Annotated in this window: 7 protein-coding genes; all 7 read right to left on the bottom strand. The window is 56.1% G+C overall.

All coding sequences use genetic code 11. The annotated features are described in order from the left end of the window. Window positions 1-44: 44 nt before the first annotated feature. Entirely contained in the window at window positions 45-1,406 is a 1,362-nt protein-coding gene (locus IEW06_RS17865) for a glucoamylase family protein (protein ID WP_188548682.1), read from the bottom strand. 101 nt (window positions 1,407-1,507) lie between these two features. Next, window positions 1,508-3,067 carry a RagB/SusD family nutrient uptake outer membrane protein gene (locus IEW06_RS17860; RefSeq protein WP_188548681.1) on the bottom strand — a complete coding sequence of 520 codons (1,560 nt, stop codon included), beginning with the start codon at window positions 3,065-3,067 and terminating at the stop codon, window positions 1,508-1,510. Window positions 3,068-3,076: 9 nt separating this feature from the next. Then, window positions 3,077-6,142: a SusC/RagA family TonB-linked outer membrane protein gene (locus IEW06_RS17855; RefSeq protein ID WP_188548680.1), complete on the bottom strand. Its 3,066-nt coding sequence runs from the start codon at window positions 6,140-6,142 to the stop codon at window positions 3,077-3,079. 615 nt (window positions 6,143-6,757) lie between these two features. Further along, window positions 6,758-8,251: a M28 family peptidase gene (locus tag IEW06_RS17850; protein ID WP_187731506.1), complete on the bottom strand. Its 1,494-nt coding sequence runs from the start codon at window positions 8,249-8,251 to the stop codon at window positions 6,758-6,760. Window positions 8,252-8,417: 166 nt separating this feature from the next. Next, window positions 8,418-9,464 carry an adenylate/guanylate cyclase domain-containing protein gene (locus IEW06_RS17845; RefSeq protein ID WP_187731507.1) on the bottom strand — a complete coding sequence of 349 codons (1,047 nt, stop codon included), beginning with the start codon at window positions 9,462-9,464 and terminating at the stop codon, window positions 8,418-8,420. Beyond that, window positions 9,461-9,844 (bottom strand): response regulator, encoded by a 384-nt coding sequence (locus IEW06_RS17840; protein ID WP_187734280.1) that lies wholly within the window; start codon window positions 9,842-9,844, stop codon window positions 9,461-9,463. Before IEW06_RS17840 ends, IEW06_RS17845 begins: the two co-directional genes overlap by 4 nt. A 408-nt stretch (window positions 9,845-10,252) precedes the next feature. Beyond that, entirely contained in the window at window positions 10,253-13,516 is a 3,264-nt protein-coding gene (locus IEW06_RS17835; protein WP_188548679.1) for an efflux RND transporter permease subunit, read from the bottom strand. Window positions 13,517-13,706: the final 190 nt, after the last annotated feature.

The raw sequence follows: 13,706 nt of genomic DNA, 5'->3' as shown, positions 1-13,706 counted from the left end.
CCGAGATGCTTCGCTCCGCTCTGCATGACGGTCTTTTAGTGTTGTTACTTCTTAATCTGTGGGCTTTCGAAGCCTAGCTTGGTGAGGCCGCGCTGCACGTCGGGGCTGCTCATAAATAGCTTCCAGAGCAGGCCGGTGCGGTGGTTTTCAATCATGACGATGATGGGGCCTTGATCAATGGCGAGGTGGGACTTGGCGTACCAATCATGGTGCTCACTGAAGCCATCCACAAAGCCGTATTCGCTCCATATTTTGTCCCCCAGGTCGTTGTAGAAGTGCTTCAGTGCCGCCATTGACTCCTTCGGTGCGTAAGGCATGGCTGACAAGGCGGCAGTGGGCGAAATTACGCCCAAATCCTCGGTGGGCGAGTGAGCCGCGTAGCCTTTGTGGCTATCCGAGGCGGTGAGGCCCCAGCTATTTGGGCCGTAGCCTTTGTATTTCTTCGGGTTATCGACGCAGTAAGCATAGTTGATTTGAGTGTGCGCCTGATTTTGCTGCATGTAGTCGGCGTACTGATCTTTGAGGCCGCGCGGGTCAATACCCATGAAAGAGTAGTGCGAGAAAAACAGCGGCCCGCCGTAGTCAAAGCCCAGCGGGAGCTTGGTTTTGTAGAACTCCTTGCCATTCTTGAAGTAGTCGCCGGTGGCCCAGCCTTGGTCATACACCTTCTTGTCGATGGCATACTTTGGTGAGGAGGCCGCCATGACATAGGTAATTAGGCACTCATTCCAGCCATGAATCTGGTGGTTCATGCTCCAGCCGTTGTTGGGGCTCCAATGCCAGTAGAGTACATTTTGCCCCCCCTGAGTGTGCCAGTTCCACTCCACGCCTTCCCACATCCACAGAATGCGGTTGCGCAGCTCCTGTTCGGTTTTGTTTTCTTGGGTGAAGTATTGGCGGGCGCAAATCAGACCCTGAAACAGGAAGGAAGTTTCTACTAAGTCGCCGCCGTCGTCCTTTTGGCTGAAGCGGATAACCTTGCCGGTTTCCCCATTCAGCCAGTGCGAATACACGCCGTGAAACGAATCAGACTTCTCCAGAAACTTCACAATTTTGAGAATGCGCGCCGCCGCTTCTTCCCGCGTTATCCACTTCCGCTCGGCCGCCACGATGATGGCCATAATGCCGAAGCCTGTGCCGCCAGTCGTTACTACCTCGCCGCCATACTCGTAGGCCACGTTGCTCCGCTCGCGGGCCATGCCTGATACCGGATGCCCAAAGTCCCAGAAGTACCGAAACGTTTGGCGCTGAACCAAGTCCAGCAACTGCTCATCCGTGAGGTTGCGCGGACGCTGGCGCGGGTCGAATTTGGTGGTCTGGGGGGCTTTTTTTGCCGCTGGCTTTTGTTGGGCAGTCAGGAAGCCCGGCAACAACAGACACAGGAAAAAGAGGAGTTTTACTTTCATAAGTCAGCCTATGCGACAGTTTAGCTAGAGTTAGTTTCCCTGCTCAGTTGAGGAGGGAAACTAACTCTAGCTCTGGTCTATTTTTGTTTACCAATGATTGGTTAGTAGCCAGGGTTCTGCGTGAGCTGGCCGCCGCTTAAGTCAATTTGGGCCTGCGGAATGGGGAAAAGCTCATGCTTGCCCTTCACGAAGGTCTTGCCCTGGGCGGCGAAAATGGGAACAATACGACCGGGCTGTACACTTTCCTGACGAACCAGATCGAAAAAACGGTCGTGTTCGAGAGCCAGCTCCACGCGGCGCTCCTGCCATATTTGCTCGAGGGTAGGAGCCGGAATAGCGGCTAGGCCTGCCCGACGACGCACCAGATTGAGGCTGGTAGCGGCGGCAGCGGTGTTGCCAATTTGCCGGGCTGCCTCAGCATTTATAAGCAGAATCTCGCCGTAGCGCAACACCCGGATATTCTTAGGCAGGTAGTCGTTGTTGCCGCAGTTGGCTTCCCGGGTGCGGCTGTGGTAGGCCTTATAGCTATAGCGGAAGTTTTCTACCGAATCTTTGCTCGGAATCCGGAAGCCATCCCAGAGTACGGTGCCGGTAGAGCGCTGGCCGGCGGGGGCTGTTGGCTGAATGAATATAATACTAGCCGCCCGGCGTACGTCGTTGGGCTCGTATGCATTTACTAAGGATGTGGTAGGGTTATTAAAACCAAATCCAAGGTCAGCCCAACCGCCACGGCCACCTGAGCGTGGCCCTTGTGAAACGGTGTACAGCTCTACTGCCGAGTTATTGCAGGCAGCATTAACGCCAGTCTGCACCTCAAAGATGGATTCGGGTCCATTGGCGCCTGCTGTACGCCAAATATCCGCGTAGTTATCCTGCAGGGCATACGTCCCCGAGCGGCCCTGTATAATCTCATTGGTCAGCTCATAGGCCTGCTGATAATTTTTGCGATATAGGTACACCTTAGCCAGCATACCTTGCGCGGCCGCCTTGGTGACGCGCCCCGTCTGGGTGGCACCTTTCAGCGGCAGATTATCGGCAGAAAACTGTAAGTCGCTGATGATGAATTCGTAGATCTGGTCAGCAGTAGCGCGCTGCTGAAACTCCGGGCTGTTAATCTCAGAGGTCTGAGGTACCCGATCAAGTAAGGGCACGCCACCGAATAGACGTACTAAATTGAAGTAGAAATAAGCCCGCAGAAAGCGAACCTCACTGATCTGGCGGTTCTTATCTGCCTCTGGCGCAGGACTTAATGGAATTTTATCAAGAGCTTGATTAGCCCGTGCTATGCCTTGGAAATAGCCATTCCAGACGTTATTGGGGGTGCCATTGCTCGAGGTTAGAGTGAAGTTGTCGATGGTAAGGGCATCACCATAATCGGTTGGAGTGCTGCCTTTATCGGCGTCGTCGGAGGCAATATCCGTCATGATAACGTATTGCAAGCCATGTACATCGGCGCCAAAGCCCCCCAGATACATCACGTTATACACTCCATCCACTAGCTTTTGGGCGGCGGCAGGGTCGTTCCGAATGGCATCTTCACTAAGCTGGCCTTGCGGAGCCACATCAAGAAAATCTTTGCAGCCGCTGACAAGCACGAGAGTCAGGGCCAGGGCAGCCGTGCCGGCGCGGCGCGGGAAGGAAGAAGGAATAGAGAAATACATCGGCGTAGCTTATTTGAAGTTGACGTTCAGCCCCAGCGTGATTGTGCGGCTAATAGGGTAGCTATTAAGTTCGATGCCTGAGTCGAGGGGACCACCGGCCAGCTCTGGCGTGAAGCCACTGTAGTTGGTCACCGTAAACACGTTCTGGGCGGCTGCAAATACGCGGAATGAAGTCATGCGAAAACGCTCCAGCGCAGCCACCGGCACCGTATAACCCACTACCACGTTGGTGAGGCGCATGAACGACCCCGACTCCAGAAAATAAGTTGAGTTGGGCATGCTGCTTATCAGGGCCCGAGGGTCGGAGTTGGTAGGGTTGGTAGCCGTCCACCGGTCATCAGCAAAGCTGGCTTCAACGTTATCGGTGCTGGCGTTGCGGGCCTGCTTTTTGGCGTTATACACCTTATTGTTCAGGTTGCCCGAAAACACAAAGGAGAAGTCCACATTGCGGAAATTTAGCCCCCCATTAATACCGTAGTAAATAGGTGGCTGATACGAGCCAAAGTAAGAGCGGTCTAGTAAGTCAACTACGCCGTCCCCGTTTTTGTCGGCATACTTCAGGTCGCCTACCTTGGGGTCAAATGTGGAGCGGGGTCCGCTGACGATTTCATCGGCCGATTGGTACACGCCGATAGCATCGAGCAAGTAGAAGCTGCCCGCAGCCACGCCGTTGTCGGAGCGGGTTACAGTGCCGTTAACGCCACCGGCAAACAAGGCCTGCCCACCGTTTAGCTCGGCAATGCGGTTTTTATTGAAGGTGGCATTCACCCCGATATTGTAACTCCAGTCGGGGCTTTCGCCTATGTTCGTGCGCCAGTTCAGGGCCGCCTCTACACCTTGGTTGGTGATGTCGGCGGCGTTAGTGATGAACTGGTTGTTTGGGTCACCCAGGATACCGGGAATATTGATCGGAATCAGAGCGTCGGAGGTGGTCTTGTCGTAGTAGGTTACTTCGCCGGTCAGGCGGTTGTCGAGCAAGCCAAACTCTACCGCGAAGTCGTACTCCGTGGTGGTTTCCCAGCGCACGTCCTGGTCCTTGATGTCCGTGATGGTGGCGCCCAGCACCGGCTGGCCGTTGAACACGTACGGAATGTTGGCGTTGGCCGTCACGATATAGGAGTTGGCCGGGATCTGGTCATTACCAAGCTGCCCGTAGCTGGCGCGCAGCTTCAGGAAGTTCAGTATGGTGTTGCCTTTCAAAAAGGCTTCATCTGAAATCACCCAGCCTAAGCCCACCGAAGGAAAGAAGCCGTTGCGCCGGTCGCGGTTAAACCGAGAAGTAGCATCATGGCGCAGGTTGGTCGTGAAGAGGTAGCGGTCCAGGAAAGCGTAATTGATGCGCCCCAGGTACGATAGCCGACTGTCCTTCGACGCCTCAGATGCATTCACCGATGAGTTTGGGTCGCCAGCGTTCAGGTACCACTGATTGGGGTCGACGGGTACATCGCGGCGCGCTGCCGAAAACTGATTATCAAAACCTTGCTCTACCACGGTGCCTACCAATACCGTCAGGTCATGCTTGTCGAGAAAGCGCTGCTGAAACGTAGCTGTGTTTTCCCACAGGTAGCGGAAATTATTGTTCTGCGTTACGTTCAGGTTGCTGCGATCTACGCGCTGGTTGCCGCCGGAAGTCAGGAACGTGACTTCGTCGTTGCGGTACTGGTAGTCATACACGCGGCGGTTGTTGTAATTCAAGTCGAGGTTGATGGCCGAGCGGAGCGTAAGCGCGGTAACAGGCTTTACATCAACTGCAAAGGTGCTCTGCAAGCGGTTTTCCAACGACTTGTTGTTGTTTTTTTCAATGTCCAGCAGCGGGTTACCCACGTTGCCGAAAGCGGAGGTATTACCATATCGGTCGCCCATTTTAGCCGCAATAATAGGCGACGCTCGGTAAGCGTTGCCATAGGCCGCTCCTATGTTCACATCGCGGGTGTTGGCGTGGCTGAAGGATGCCTGGGAGCTGATGGTTACCTTATCCGAAAGGTCGAATGCGGTGTTGGAACGCACGGTCAGACGCTTAAACCGGTTGTTGATGACGATACCATCATCCTGAAGCAAGTTGCCTGAGAAGTAATAGCGCACGTTCTCGCTCGCCCCCGATACAGCCAGATTGTGGTTCTGGAAGGTGCTGCGGCGCAAAATCTCATCGTACCAGTTCGTAGTGCCCGAAAAGTCAGGAATGTTGGTGGTCGGCGAAACATCGCCCAGATAATTTACATACTGGTCGGCGCTGGCCATGTCTACCAAACGAGCCGCCTGCTTAAAGCCCCCCGTTGCGCTGTAGCTCAGTACGGGCTTGCCCTCTTTGCCCTGCTTGGTGGTGATAATAATGACGCCATTTGCCCCCCGCACGCCATAAATAGCCGCTGCCGAGGCATCTTTCAGTACGTCGATGGTCGCAATGTCGGCGTTGCTGAGGTTACGGATATCGGTGGTCTGTACTCCGTCTACTACATACAGTGGGTTGGCCCCAGCCAGCAGCGTACCCGTGCCCCGAATCCGTACGACGGGCTGGGAGTTGGGCGCGCCATTATTCGTGATCTGCACCCCGGCAATTTTGCCCTGCAAAGCCTGCGTAGCAGTCTGTACGGGCTGGTTTACAATCTCGGTGCCTTCCACGCGGGCTACAGCGCCAGTGAGGTCGCGCTTGCTTTGCGTACCATAGCCCGTTACGACTACCTCACCGAGAGCCTGCGTATTGGGGGCCAGATTAATGTCGATGGTGGTGCGGCCCCCGATGGCTACCTCCTGCGGGTTGTAGCCCACAAAGGAGAAAACCAGCGTGCCGTTGTCGGGGGCGGTGATGGTGTAGCGGCCTTCGGGGTCGGTGCTGGTGCCGTTGCTGGTACCTTTTACCACTACGTTTACACCGGGCAGGCCCCCGCCCGTTTCGTCAATCACGCGGCCGGTTACGGTGATGTCGGCCGGCGTTTGGGCCAGAGCGGCAATAGCTGCAGACTCAGCGGTAGCGTAGGCCGGGGCGCTGCCGGCGCACAAAACGGCCCCCAGCCCCGCCAGGGCCGTAAGCTGTTTAACACACCTAGGAAGCCCAGGGAAATGTAGAAGAGAGACCATATAAACGAAGGGTTTTAGGTGGGAGATAAGAATCAGGGGAATGCCTCAGATGCAGGGAGGTGCCCGGAAGCGGGTCAGCCGTGCATTACTTGTCAGTTGTGTAACTGCAGTCAGATCAGGAAGAAAGCGCAATCGTTTGCGGGTCTTTTCCAAAGTCGGATTTAACCAGGTAACACGTAGTACTAAAAACGACGAAATCAATTATTGGCCTGCGCATGATGATGCAGCAGCAATTTTGAGCGGGCCTCCTTCACACGGAGGTTACTAGTGAATCGAGAAAACACGCGACCATTACTCAACAGCTAAAAGGGTCGCGTCAGGCCGGACAGGGGGCTTTTCGAATAGCCTGGCTCTCTGTCGTCTTTCCTTATCCAGCAGATCGGTACTAGCAAGCGGCTATGTTTGTTTACGACAAAATCGGCAAATAAACGCAGTCGTAAAAGCTGTACTGTTCTATAATGGCTAAGGTTGTGTTCGGATAATATAAAATGGCAGCTGACAGGGCACAAAAAAGGTTGGCGAGTTCATCGCCAACCTGTGTTCTTTCTGACTTACCAGCTTTGCGCACTGATAATCAGGATTTAAGGCTAAAAAAGCCCCCTAGCTTGGCTGAGGCTACCGTTCCAGCTTAAAATCTTTGTCTAAAGCAGGGCGCTCCTTTTGGTTGGCTACTGCCCAGCCAGTTAAGTAAATCCAGCGCGTGACACCGGCCAGCTTCGCAATGTTGATGCGCTCGGGCTCGTCTTCGGGCGTGTGATAATCCTTGTGCAGCAGCGTGGTGTAGCAGATGGCCGGAATATTAAGGCGGGCGTAGGAGAGGTGGTCGGAGCGGAAATACCAGCCTTCCGGGTGTGTGGGCTTGTCCCAGAGCGTGTCCAGCTTAAACTGAGCGCTGGCCTGGTTGGCCGCCAAAGCAGTGTTTACCAAACTCAGGGAGTTGCGATGGGGCAGCTGCGAGCCCAGCAGCGCCGCGCTATCTGGGGCGTTGCGGCCCAGCATTTCGGCATTGAGCACCGCTACGATAGACTCACGGGGCACCGTAGGATTGGCAGCGTAGTAGCGCGAGCCCAGCAAGCCGCGCTCCTCAGCCCCGTGAAACACAAACAGCGCAGTGCGCTTAGCTGGCTTTTGCTTGAAAGCACGCATGGTAGCCAGTAAAGCGGCGCAGCCGGTCGCGTTGTCGTCGGCGCCGTTCCAGATAGAGTCGCCGGCCACGATTTTGCGCACACCGTCGTGGTCCTGGTGGGTGCTGAAGAGCACGTTTTCCTTCCTTAGCTGCGCATCGGTGCCGGGCACGGTTGCCACAATATTTACCGATGGATACGCGAAGCTTTCGACCTTGAGGGTAGCCGTCAGCTGCTGGCCGGACTGGCGCACCCAGGTAAGCGCTTCGGCTGGCAGCCAGATAGTTGGGGCCTGTCCCACTACTTTGGTCGTAGCTTCGCCGGGCAGGCTGTAGCGGCCGCGCTCGTAGCTGGTAGTCCAGTTTTCGTACAGATTTTGAGCCCGCGCATCCGACACGAACACCACGGCCACGGCACCCGCCTTCACCAGCTCCGCTGACTTGTCGCGCATGGTTTGCCCCACAAACCGGCGGTAGCTCAGATCGGCCGATGGCGCTCCCGAAAACAGAATAGCCACTGCTTTGCCTTTCACATCGATGTTGGCCATTTCGGCGGCGGTTCCAGTGCCCACAAATAGCAGGGGGGCATTTATGGTGGCCACGCCGGGGGCCAGAATCATGGCGTCCTTGCCATGGGTGAGCTGGTGAGTGCCGATGCGCAGCTGGCTGTCCTTGGTAAGGCGAGTGCGCTGAATATGAAAGAATTGAAAGTAGGTGCCATCGTCGCCGGCGGGCTGGAGGCCGATGGCGCGGGCCTGCTCAGCTATCCAGACGGAGGCTTTCAGCTCGTCCAAGGTTCCGCCCTCACGGCCCCGAAAATGGTCGCCACCAATGGCGAACAAGTCGCGCTTTAAGTCTTCTTCCTTGATGGCAGAGCGCTTATCGCCGGCAAACGGGCTGCGCTGGGCATTTGCGCCGTTGCTGGTGAGTAGCAAAGCCAGCAGACTGCCGGGAAGAAGGAAGCGAGAAAGTATAGCGTGTTTCATAGAAGGGAGAGGAAGATTTTTTAACCAGGTTTTCACGAAAGAACGTCATGCAGAGCGGTAGCGAAGCATCTCGCTCGCTTCGTTGGAGTTACCGTTGCAACGAAGCGAGCGAGATGCTTCGCTACCGCTCTGCATGACGTTCTATTGATTGATAAAAATGTAGTTTCTAAGCCACGACCTCATAGGTCATGATGGGTTTCGACTTGTTTTTGAGGCTTACTTCACCTACCTGCTGGCACTGAAACGATTCTTTTATCTTGTTGTAGGTCGCTTCGGTCACGATAATCTGGCCGGGCTGGGCCGCGCCCTGAAGGCGCTGGCTTACGTTCACGGTGTCGCCTATCACGGTGTAATCCAGGCGCTTAAGGGAGGCGGAACCGATGTTGCCGGATACCATTTCACCGGTGTTGATGCCGATGGAAACCTGGGGCTGGTAGGCCGAGCCATCGGGGAGAGTGCCGGGGCTGGCGGCTATCAAGCTGCGCACCGAGAGGGCCGCATCGATGGCGCGGTCGAGGTGGTACTCGCCCCGGAATACGGCCATTACGGCGTCGCCCATAAACTTGTCGATGTAGCCGCTGTGGGCGATAATCTCGCGCACCATCTGGTCGAAGTAGGTATTGAGCATGTTCACCACGTCGCCGGGGGGCAAAACTTCCGACAGCGAGGTGAAGCCGCAGATATCAATGAAAACCACCGTAGCCTCAATGCTTTCACTGGCCAGCAGCTTGTTCTCAAAGTCGGGGCGGGCCATGAAGTTGAGCACCGTCTCGTCCACGTACATCTTCAGGATATTGTTTTCCTGAATTGCCTGAAGGGTTTCGCGCAGCTGCTTTACCTGCGCAATGGTCTTCTCGATAGTCAGCTCCAAATCGTTGAAATCGACGGGCTTGCACACAAAGTCGAAGGCGCCCCGGTTCATGGCCGTGCGGATGTTCTGCATGTCGCCGTAGGCCGACACCATCACCGTTTTGATAGCCGTATGCGCCTCGTGCAGCTTGGTGAGCATGGTGAGCCCATCCATCACCGGCATATTGATATCAGACAGAATGATGTCCGTATCGGGGTTTTCGGCCACGCGGGTGAGGGCCTCCTGTCCATTGCTGGCAAATAGAAACTCGTATTGGTTTTCCCGAATTTTGCGCCTGAATTTCTGCTTGATCAGCAGCTCCAGATCGGCTTCGTCGTCAACAACTAAAATCTTTGTTTTCATGCCTTTTCCATGGAAATCAACCTTTCCTTTAGGGCGGTGAAGTCTACTGGTTTGGTAAGGAAATCGTTGGCTCCCAGCTGCATAGCTTGGCGATGACTTTCCTGGTCCGCGTAGGCCGTAATCATCATAACCGTGGGCGGGGGCGGCGTGGGGTGCTCCTGCTTGATGCGCCTAAGCAGCTCCAAGCCGCTCATGCCGGGCATATTGATATCAGAGAGAATGAGAACAACCTCCGAAAAATGCTCATTCAGGTACTTTAGGGCCTCTTCGCCGGAGTAGGCAAAATCGAAGGAGAAAGTGCCATTGCGGATTTCTCGCCGAAAACGCTGCTCAAATAGCTGGCGCACGTCTGGCTCATCATCAACTACTAATATTTTCATCATGGCGAAGGTAGTACTACTGGAAGATGATTTTGTCTTTAAAGCGGCAAATAACCTAGCCATCAAAAGTAAGCTTCTGACATTAGTAAATAAGCTGTCTTTTGGCTAAGCCGCTACAACTGATTTGAACGGTATAAATGCGGAATGAGATTAAGTAAAATCAATACGAAACAGAGTGAAGCACAGACGGTGCTAATGGTTGCAGGAATGATAGGATAAACGGTTGTATAATAATAAATAAGAACGTCATGTAAATAAGACCGTCATGCAGAGCGCAGCGAAGCATCTCGCTCGCGGTAGGGGGATTACTAATCTGACTAAACATGCGAGATGCTTCGCTGCGCTCTGCATGACCGCCATTTGGTGGCATTAAAGGATTGCACTTAAGGAGAGCTTCGCAACAAAAAATTAACTAACCGCAGGTGCCGGATTCTGGTCGGGGAGCGGCGTGAAAGGTGGCGCATCCAGAGAGGAAGTAAGGGCGGGGGCGGAGTGGTTTTGGCGGTATTGCTCCAGGGCTTTGCGACCCAGCAACCGGAACACAACCGGCGTGACGATAATATCGAGCAGGGTGGAGGATAAAAGCCCCCCAAGTATGACCACGGCAACCGGATACAGGATTTCCTTGCCGGGCGCATCTTTAGCCAATGTCAGCGGCACCAGTGCCAGAGCTGCTACCAAAGCTGTCATCAATACAGGCACCAAGCGCTCTAGGGAGCCACGCATAATCATCTTGTCAGAGAACGATTCGCCTTCTTTTTCCACTAGATGGATGTAATGGGAAATCATCATAATGCCGTTGCGCGAGGCAATGCCGGTGAGCGTGATAAAGCCGACCAGCGAGGCAATGCTGAGCGTGCCGCCCGTGAGCAGCACCGCCGCTACCGAGCCGATGAGCGCCAGCGGAATGTTGAGCATAATCTGGGCGACGAGCAGCCAAGATTTGAAGTGGGCATACAGCACCAGAAAAATACCCCCCAACGAGAACAAGCTCAGCCACAGGATCTTACTGCTGGCTGCCTGCTGGCTTTCAAATTGCCCCCCATACGTGAGGTAGTAACCCGTAGGCAGCTTTACCTGCTCGCGGATGCGCTGTTGCATTTCCTGCACCGCGCTGCCTAGGTCGCGGCCGGCTACGTTGGCGGAGATGGTGATGCGGCGCTGGGTGTTTTCGTGGTTGATGGTATTAGGGCCGGGCTCGTAGCTGACGTCGGCCACGGCGCTGACCGGCACGAAGCCGCCGCTGGGCGTTTCGAGGCGGGTGGCGGCAATCTGGTTGAGGTCGGCGCGCAGGGAGTCGGGCAGCTTCACGATAAGCTCGAAGCTTTGCTGGCCCTGCAAAATGCGCGACACCACGGCGCCCTGAAACAGGGTTTCCAGATCCTGCACTACCTCGCCGCGCGGCAAACCCAGGGCTCGGATAGCATCTTCGCGGGGCCGGATAAGCAGTTGCGGCACCTGCACTTGCTTCTCGACCTGCAAATCGACTACCCCCGGCACCGTGGCGGCCACGTCGCGGACTTCATTAGCGAAGCGCCTCAATTCCAGCAAGTCATTGCCAAAAACCTTGATGGCGACCTGTGCCCGCACGCCCGACAGCAGGTGGTCGAGGCGGTGGGAGATGGGCTGGCCCACGTTCACGCTGACGCCTTGCAGCAGGCTCAGGCGCTGGCGCAGATCGGTTAGAATAACGTCTTTTTCGCGGCGCTCCAAGCCTTGTTTCTCCAACTCTTCGTCGGTTTTGAAGGCTACCTCAATCTCCGAGTTGTTCACCGATTCGGCGTGCTCGTCCAGCTCGGCGCGGCCGGTACGGCGGGCGGTGTAAGCTACTTCCGGCACTTGCAGCATCTGCTTTTCGGCAATGGTGCCGAGGCGGTTCGACTCGGCCAGGGACGTGCCAGCGGGGGCCGAAAAGTTGACGGTAAGCGAGCCTTCGTTGAAGGGTGGCAAAAACTCGGTTCCGAAGAAAGGCACCGTGGCTGCCGCCAGCACAAATAATAGTCCTGTTGTGCCCAGAATCAGCTTGGGATGCCGAAAGCCGAAGCTGAGCAGCCGCGTATCCTTCGCCTTCAGCCAGCGCACCAGACGGCTGTCCTGCTCGGCGTGCATCTTCATTTTGGGCAATAGATAGTAGCACAGCACCGGCGTCACGGTGAGCGAAACGAACAGCGACGCGATGATGCTGGTAATGTAAGCCACGCCCAGGGGGGCAAAAATCCGCCCTTCCATGCCGGATAGCGCAAACAGCGGCAGGAACACGAGCACCACGATAATGGTGGCGTACACGATGGAGTTGCGCACCTCCGAGGAAGCCTCATAAATCACCTGCAAAGCCGGCCGTGGCTGGGGTAGTAGCCGGTTCTCGCGCAGGCGCCGGAACACGTTTTCCACGTCTACAATGGCGTCATCGACCAGCTCGCCGATGGCAATGGCCAGGCCGCCCAGCGTGAGCGTGTTGATAGAAATGCCCCCCAGCTTAAAAACTAGGGCCGTAACGAGCAGAGATAACGGGATGGCCGTGAGCGAGATAAGCGTAGTGCGCACGTTCAGCAAAAACGCGAACAGCACAATCACCACTAGAATAGCACCGTCGCGCAGGGCTTCTTCCACGTTGGTGAGCGAGGCGTTGATGAACTCAGCCTGCTGAAACAAACGGGTATTAAACCGCACATCGGCGGGCAGGGAAGGCTGCAAGTCGGCGAGGGCAGCTTCGATCTGGCGGGTGAGCTCGGGGGTGCTGGCGCCGGGCTGTTTTTCGATGCTGAGAATAACGGCCGGCTGGCCGTTTACGCTGCCGTCGCCGCGCTTAAAACGCCCCCCAAACTGCACCGTGGCCACCTGCTTCACCGTGACCGGCGAGCCGTTGCGGTAGCTCACGATAATGTTCTCGATATCCTCCACCGAGCGCAGCCGACCCAGGTTGCGAATGAGAACTTCGGAGCCGTTGCGGTCGAAGAAATTGCCCGTAGTGTTCAGGTTCGACTGGCGCAGGGCTTCTTCCAGCTGATTAATAGTCAGGCCGGTAGCATTAAGGCGGGGCAAATCAACCAGCACTTGATACTGGCGCTGCTCGCCCCCAATTGGGATGACCTGAGCTACGCCGGCGATGCTGAGCAGGCGCTGGCGCACGGTATAATCGGCGAGGGTGCGCAAGTCGGCGGCGGAAGTGCGTTGTTGGGGCGTTGATGGGTTCTGGGGGGCAATTGTGTCCTTTTTGGTGGGCTGCTCGTAGCCGCTGGTGAGGCCGACGAGCATAATCTGGCCCATCACGGAAGAAATAGGACCCAGCACTGGCGAAATTCCCTCGGGTAATTGCTCCTGCACGGTTTGTAGCTTCTCGCTCACAATCTGGCGGGCCGTGAAAATGTCGGTGCCGTAGTTGAATTCGATGAACACCATGCCCAGGCCCACGGCCGAGTTGGAGCGCACCGCCTCCACGCCGGTGGCGCCGTTCAGGGCCGTTTCGACGGGCCGCGTCACGAGAGCTTCTACCTCTTCCGGTGCCATGCCGGGCGCCTCCAAGAATACCGTCACACGGGGACGATCCAGGTCGGGTAGCACGTCCACGGGCAGGCCGCGCAGGGTAGCAAAGCCCCCCACAAGCAGCGCCAGCGCGAAGGCCAGGGTGAGCAGGCGGTTTTCGAGAGAAAAACGAATGATGCGGTCGAGCATAGTAGGAGGACGAGTTATTCTGGCGGGGCCTCACCCTCGGCCCCTCTCTTAGGGGAGAGGGGAGCCACGACGGTTTGGGGTTTAGAGGGAGTTTGTATTCAAACAGGTGGTCATGCAACGCGAAGCATCTCGCTCGCGGTCGTTGGAGTTACCGCTGCAACATCAGCAAGCGAGATGCTTCGCGTTGCTC

It is taken from the genome of Hymenobacter qilianensis, from assembly GCF_014638675.1.
Taxonomy (GTDB): domain Bacteria; phylum Bacteroidota; class Bacteroidia; order Cytophagales; family Hymenobacteraceae; genus Hymenobacter; species Hymenobacter qilianensis.
This window is presented reverse-complemented; position numbering and strand designations above follow the sequence as displayed.

Bases quoted from the DNA above. Each gene is read 5' to 3' on its own strand.
- IEW06_RS17835 (WP_188548679.1), bottom strand. From the start codon at position 13,516: ATGCTCGACCGCATCATTCGTTTTTCTCTCGAAAACCGCCTGCTCACC.
- IEW06_RS17845 (WP_187731507.1), bottom strand. From the start codon at position 9,464: ATGAAAACAAAGATTTTAGTTGTTGACGACGAAGCCGATCTGGAGCTG.
- IEW06_RS17860 (WP_188548681.1), bottom strand. From the start codon at position 3,067: ATGTATTTCTCTATTCCTTCTTCCTTCCCGCGCCGCGCCGGCACGGCT.
- IEW06_RS17865 (WP_188548682.1), bottom strand. From the start codon at position 1,406: ATGAAAGTAAAACTCCTCTTTTTCCTGTGTCTGTTGTTGCCGGGCTTC.
- IEW06_RS17855 (WP_188548680.1), bottom strand. From the start codon at position 6,142: ATGGTCTCTCTTCTACATTTCCCTGGGCTTCCTAGGTGTGTTAAACAG.
- IEW06_RS17840 (WP_187734280.1), bottom strand. From the start codon at position 9,844: ATGAAAATATTAGTAGTTGATGATGAGCCAGACGTGCGCCAGCTATTT.
- IEW06_RS17850 (WP_187731506.1), bottom strand. From the start codon at position 8,251: ATGAAACACGCTATACTTTCTCGCTTCCTTCTTCCCGGCAGTCTGCTG.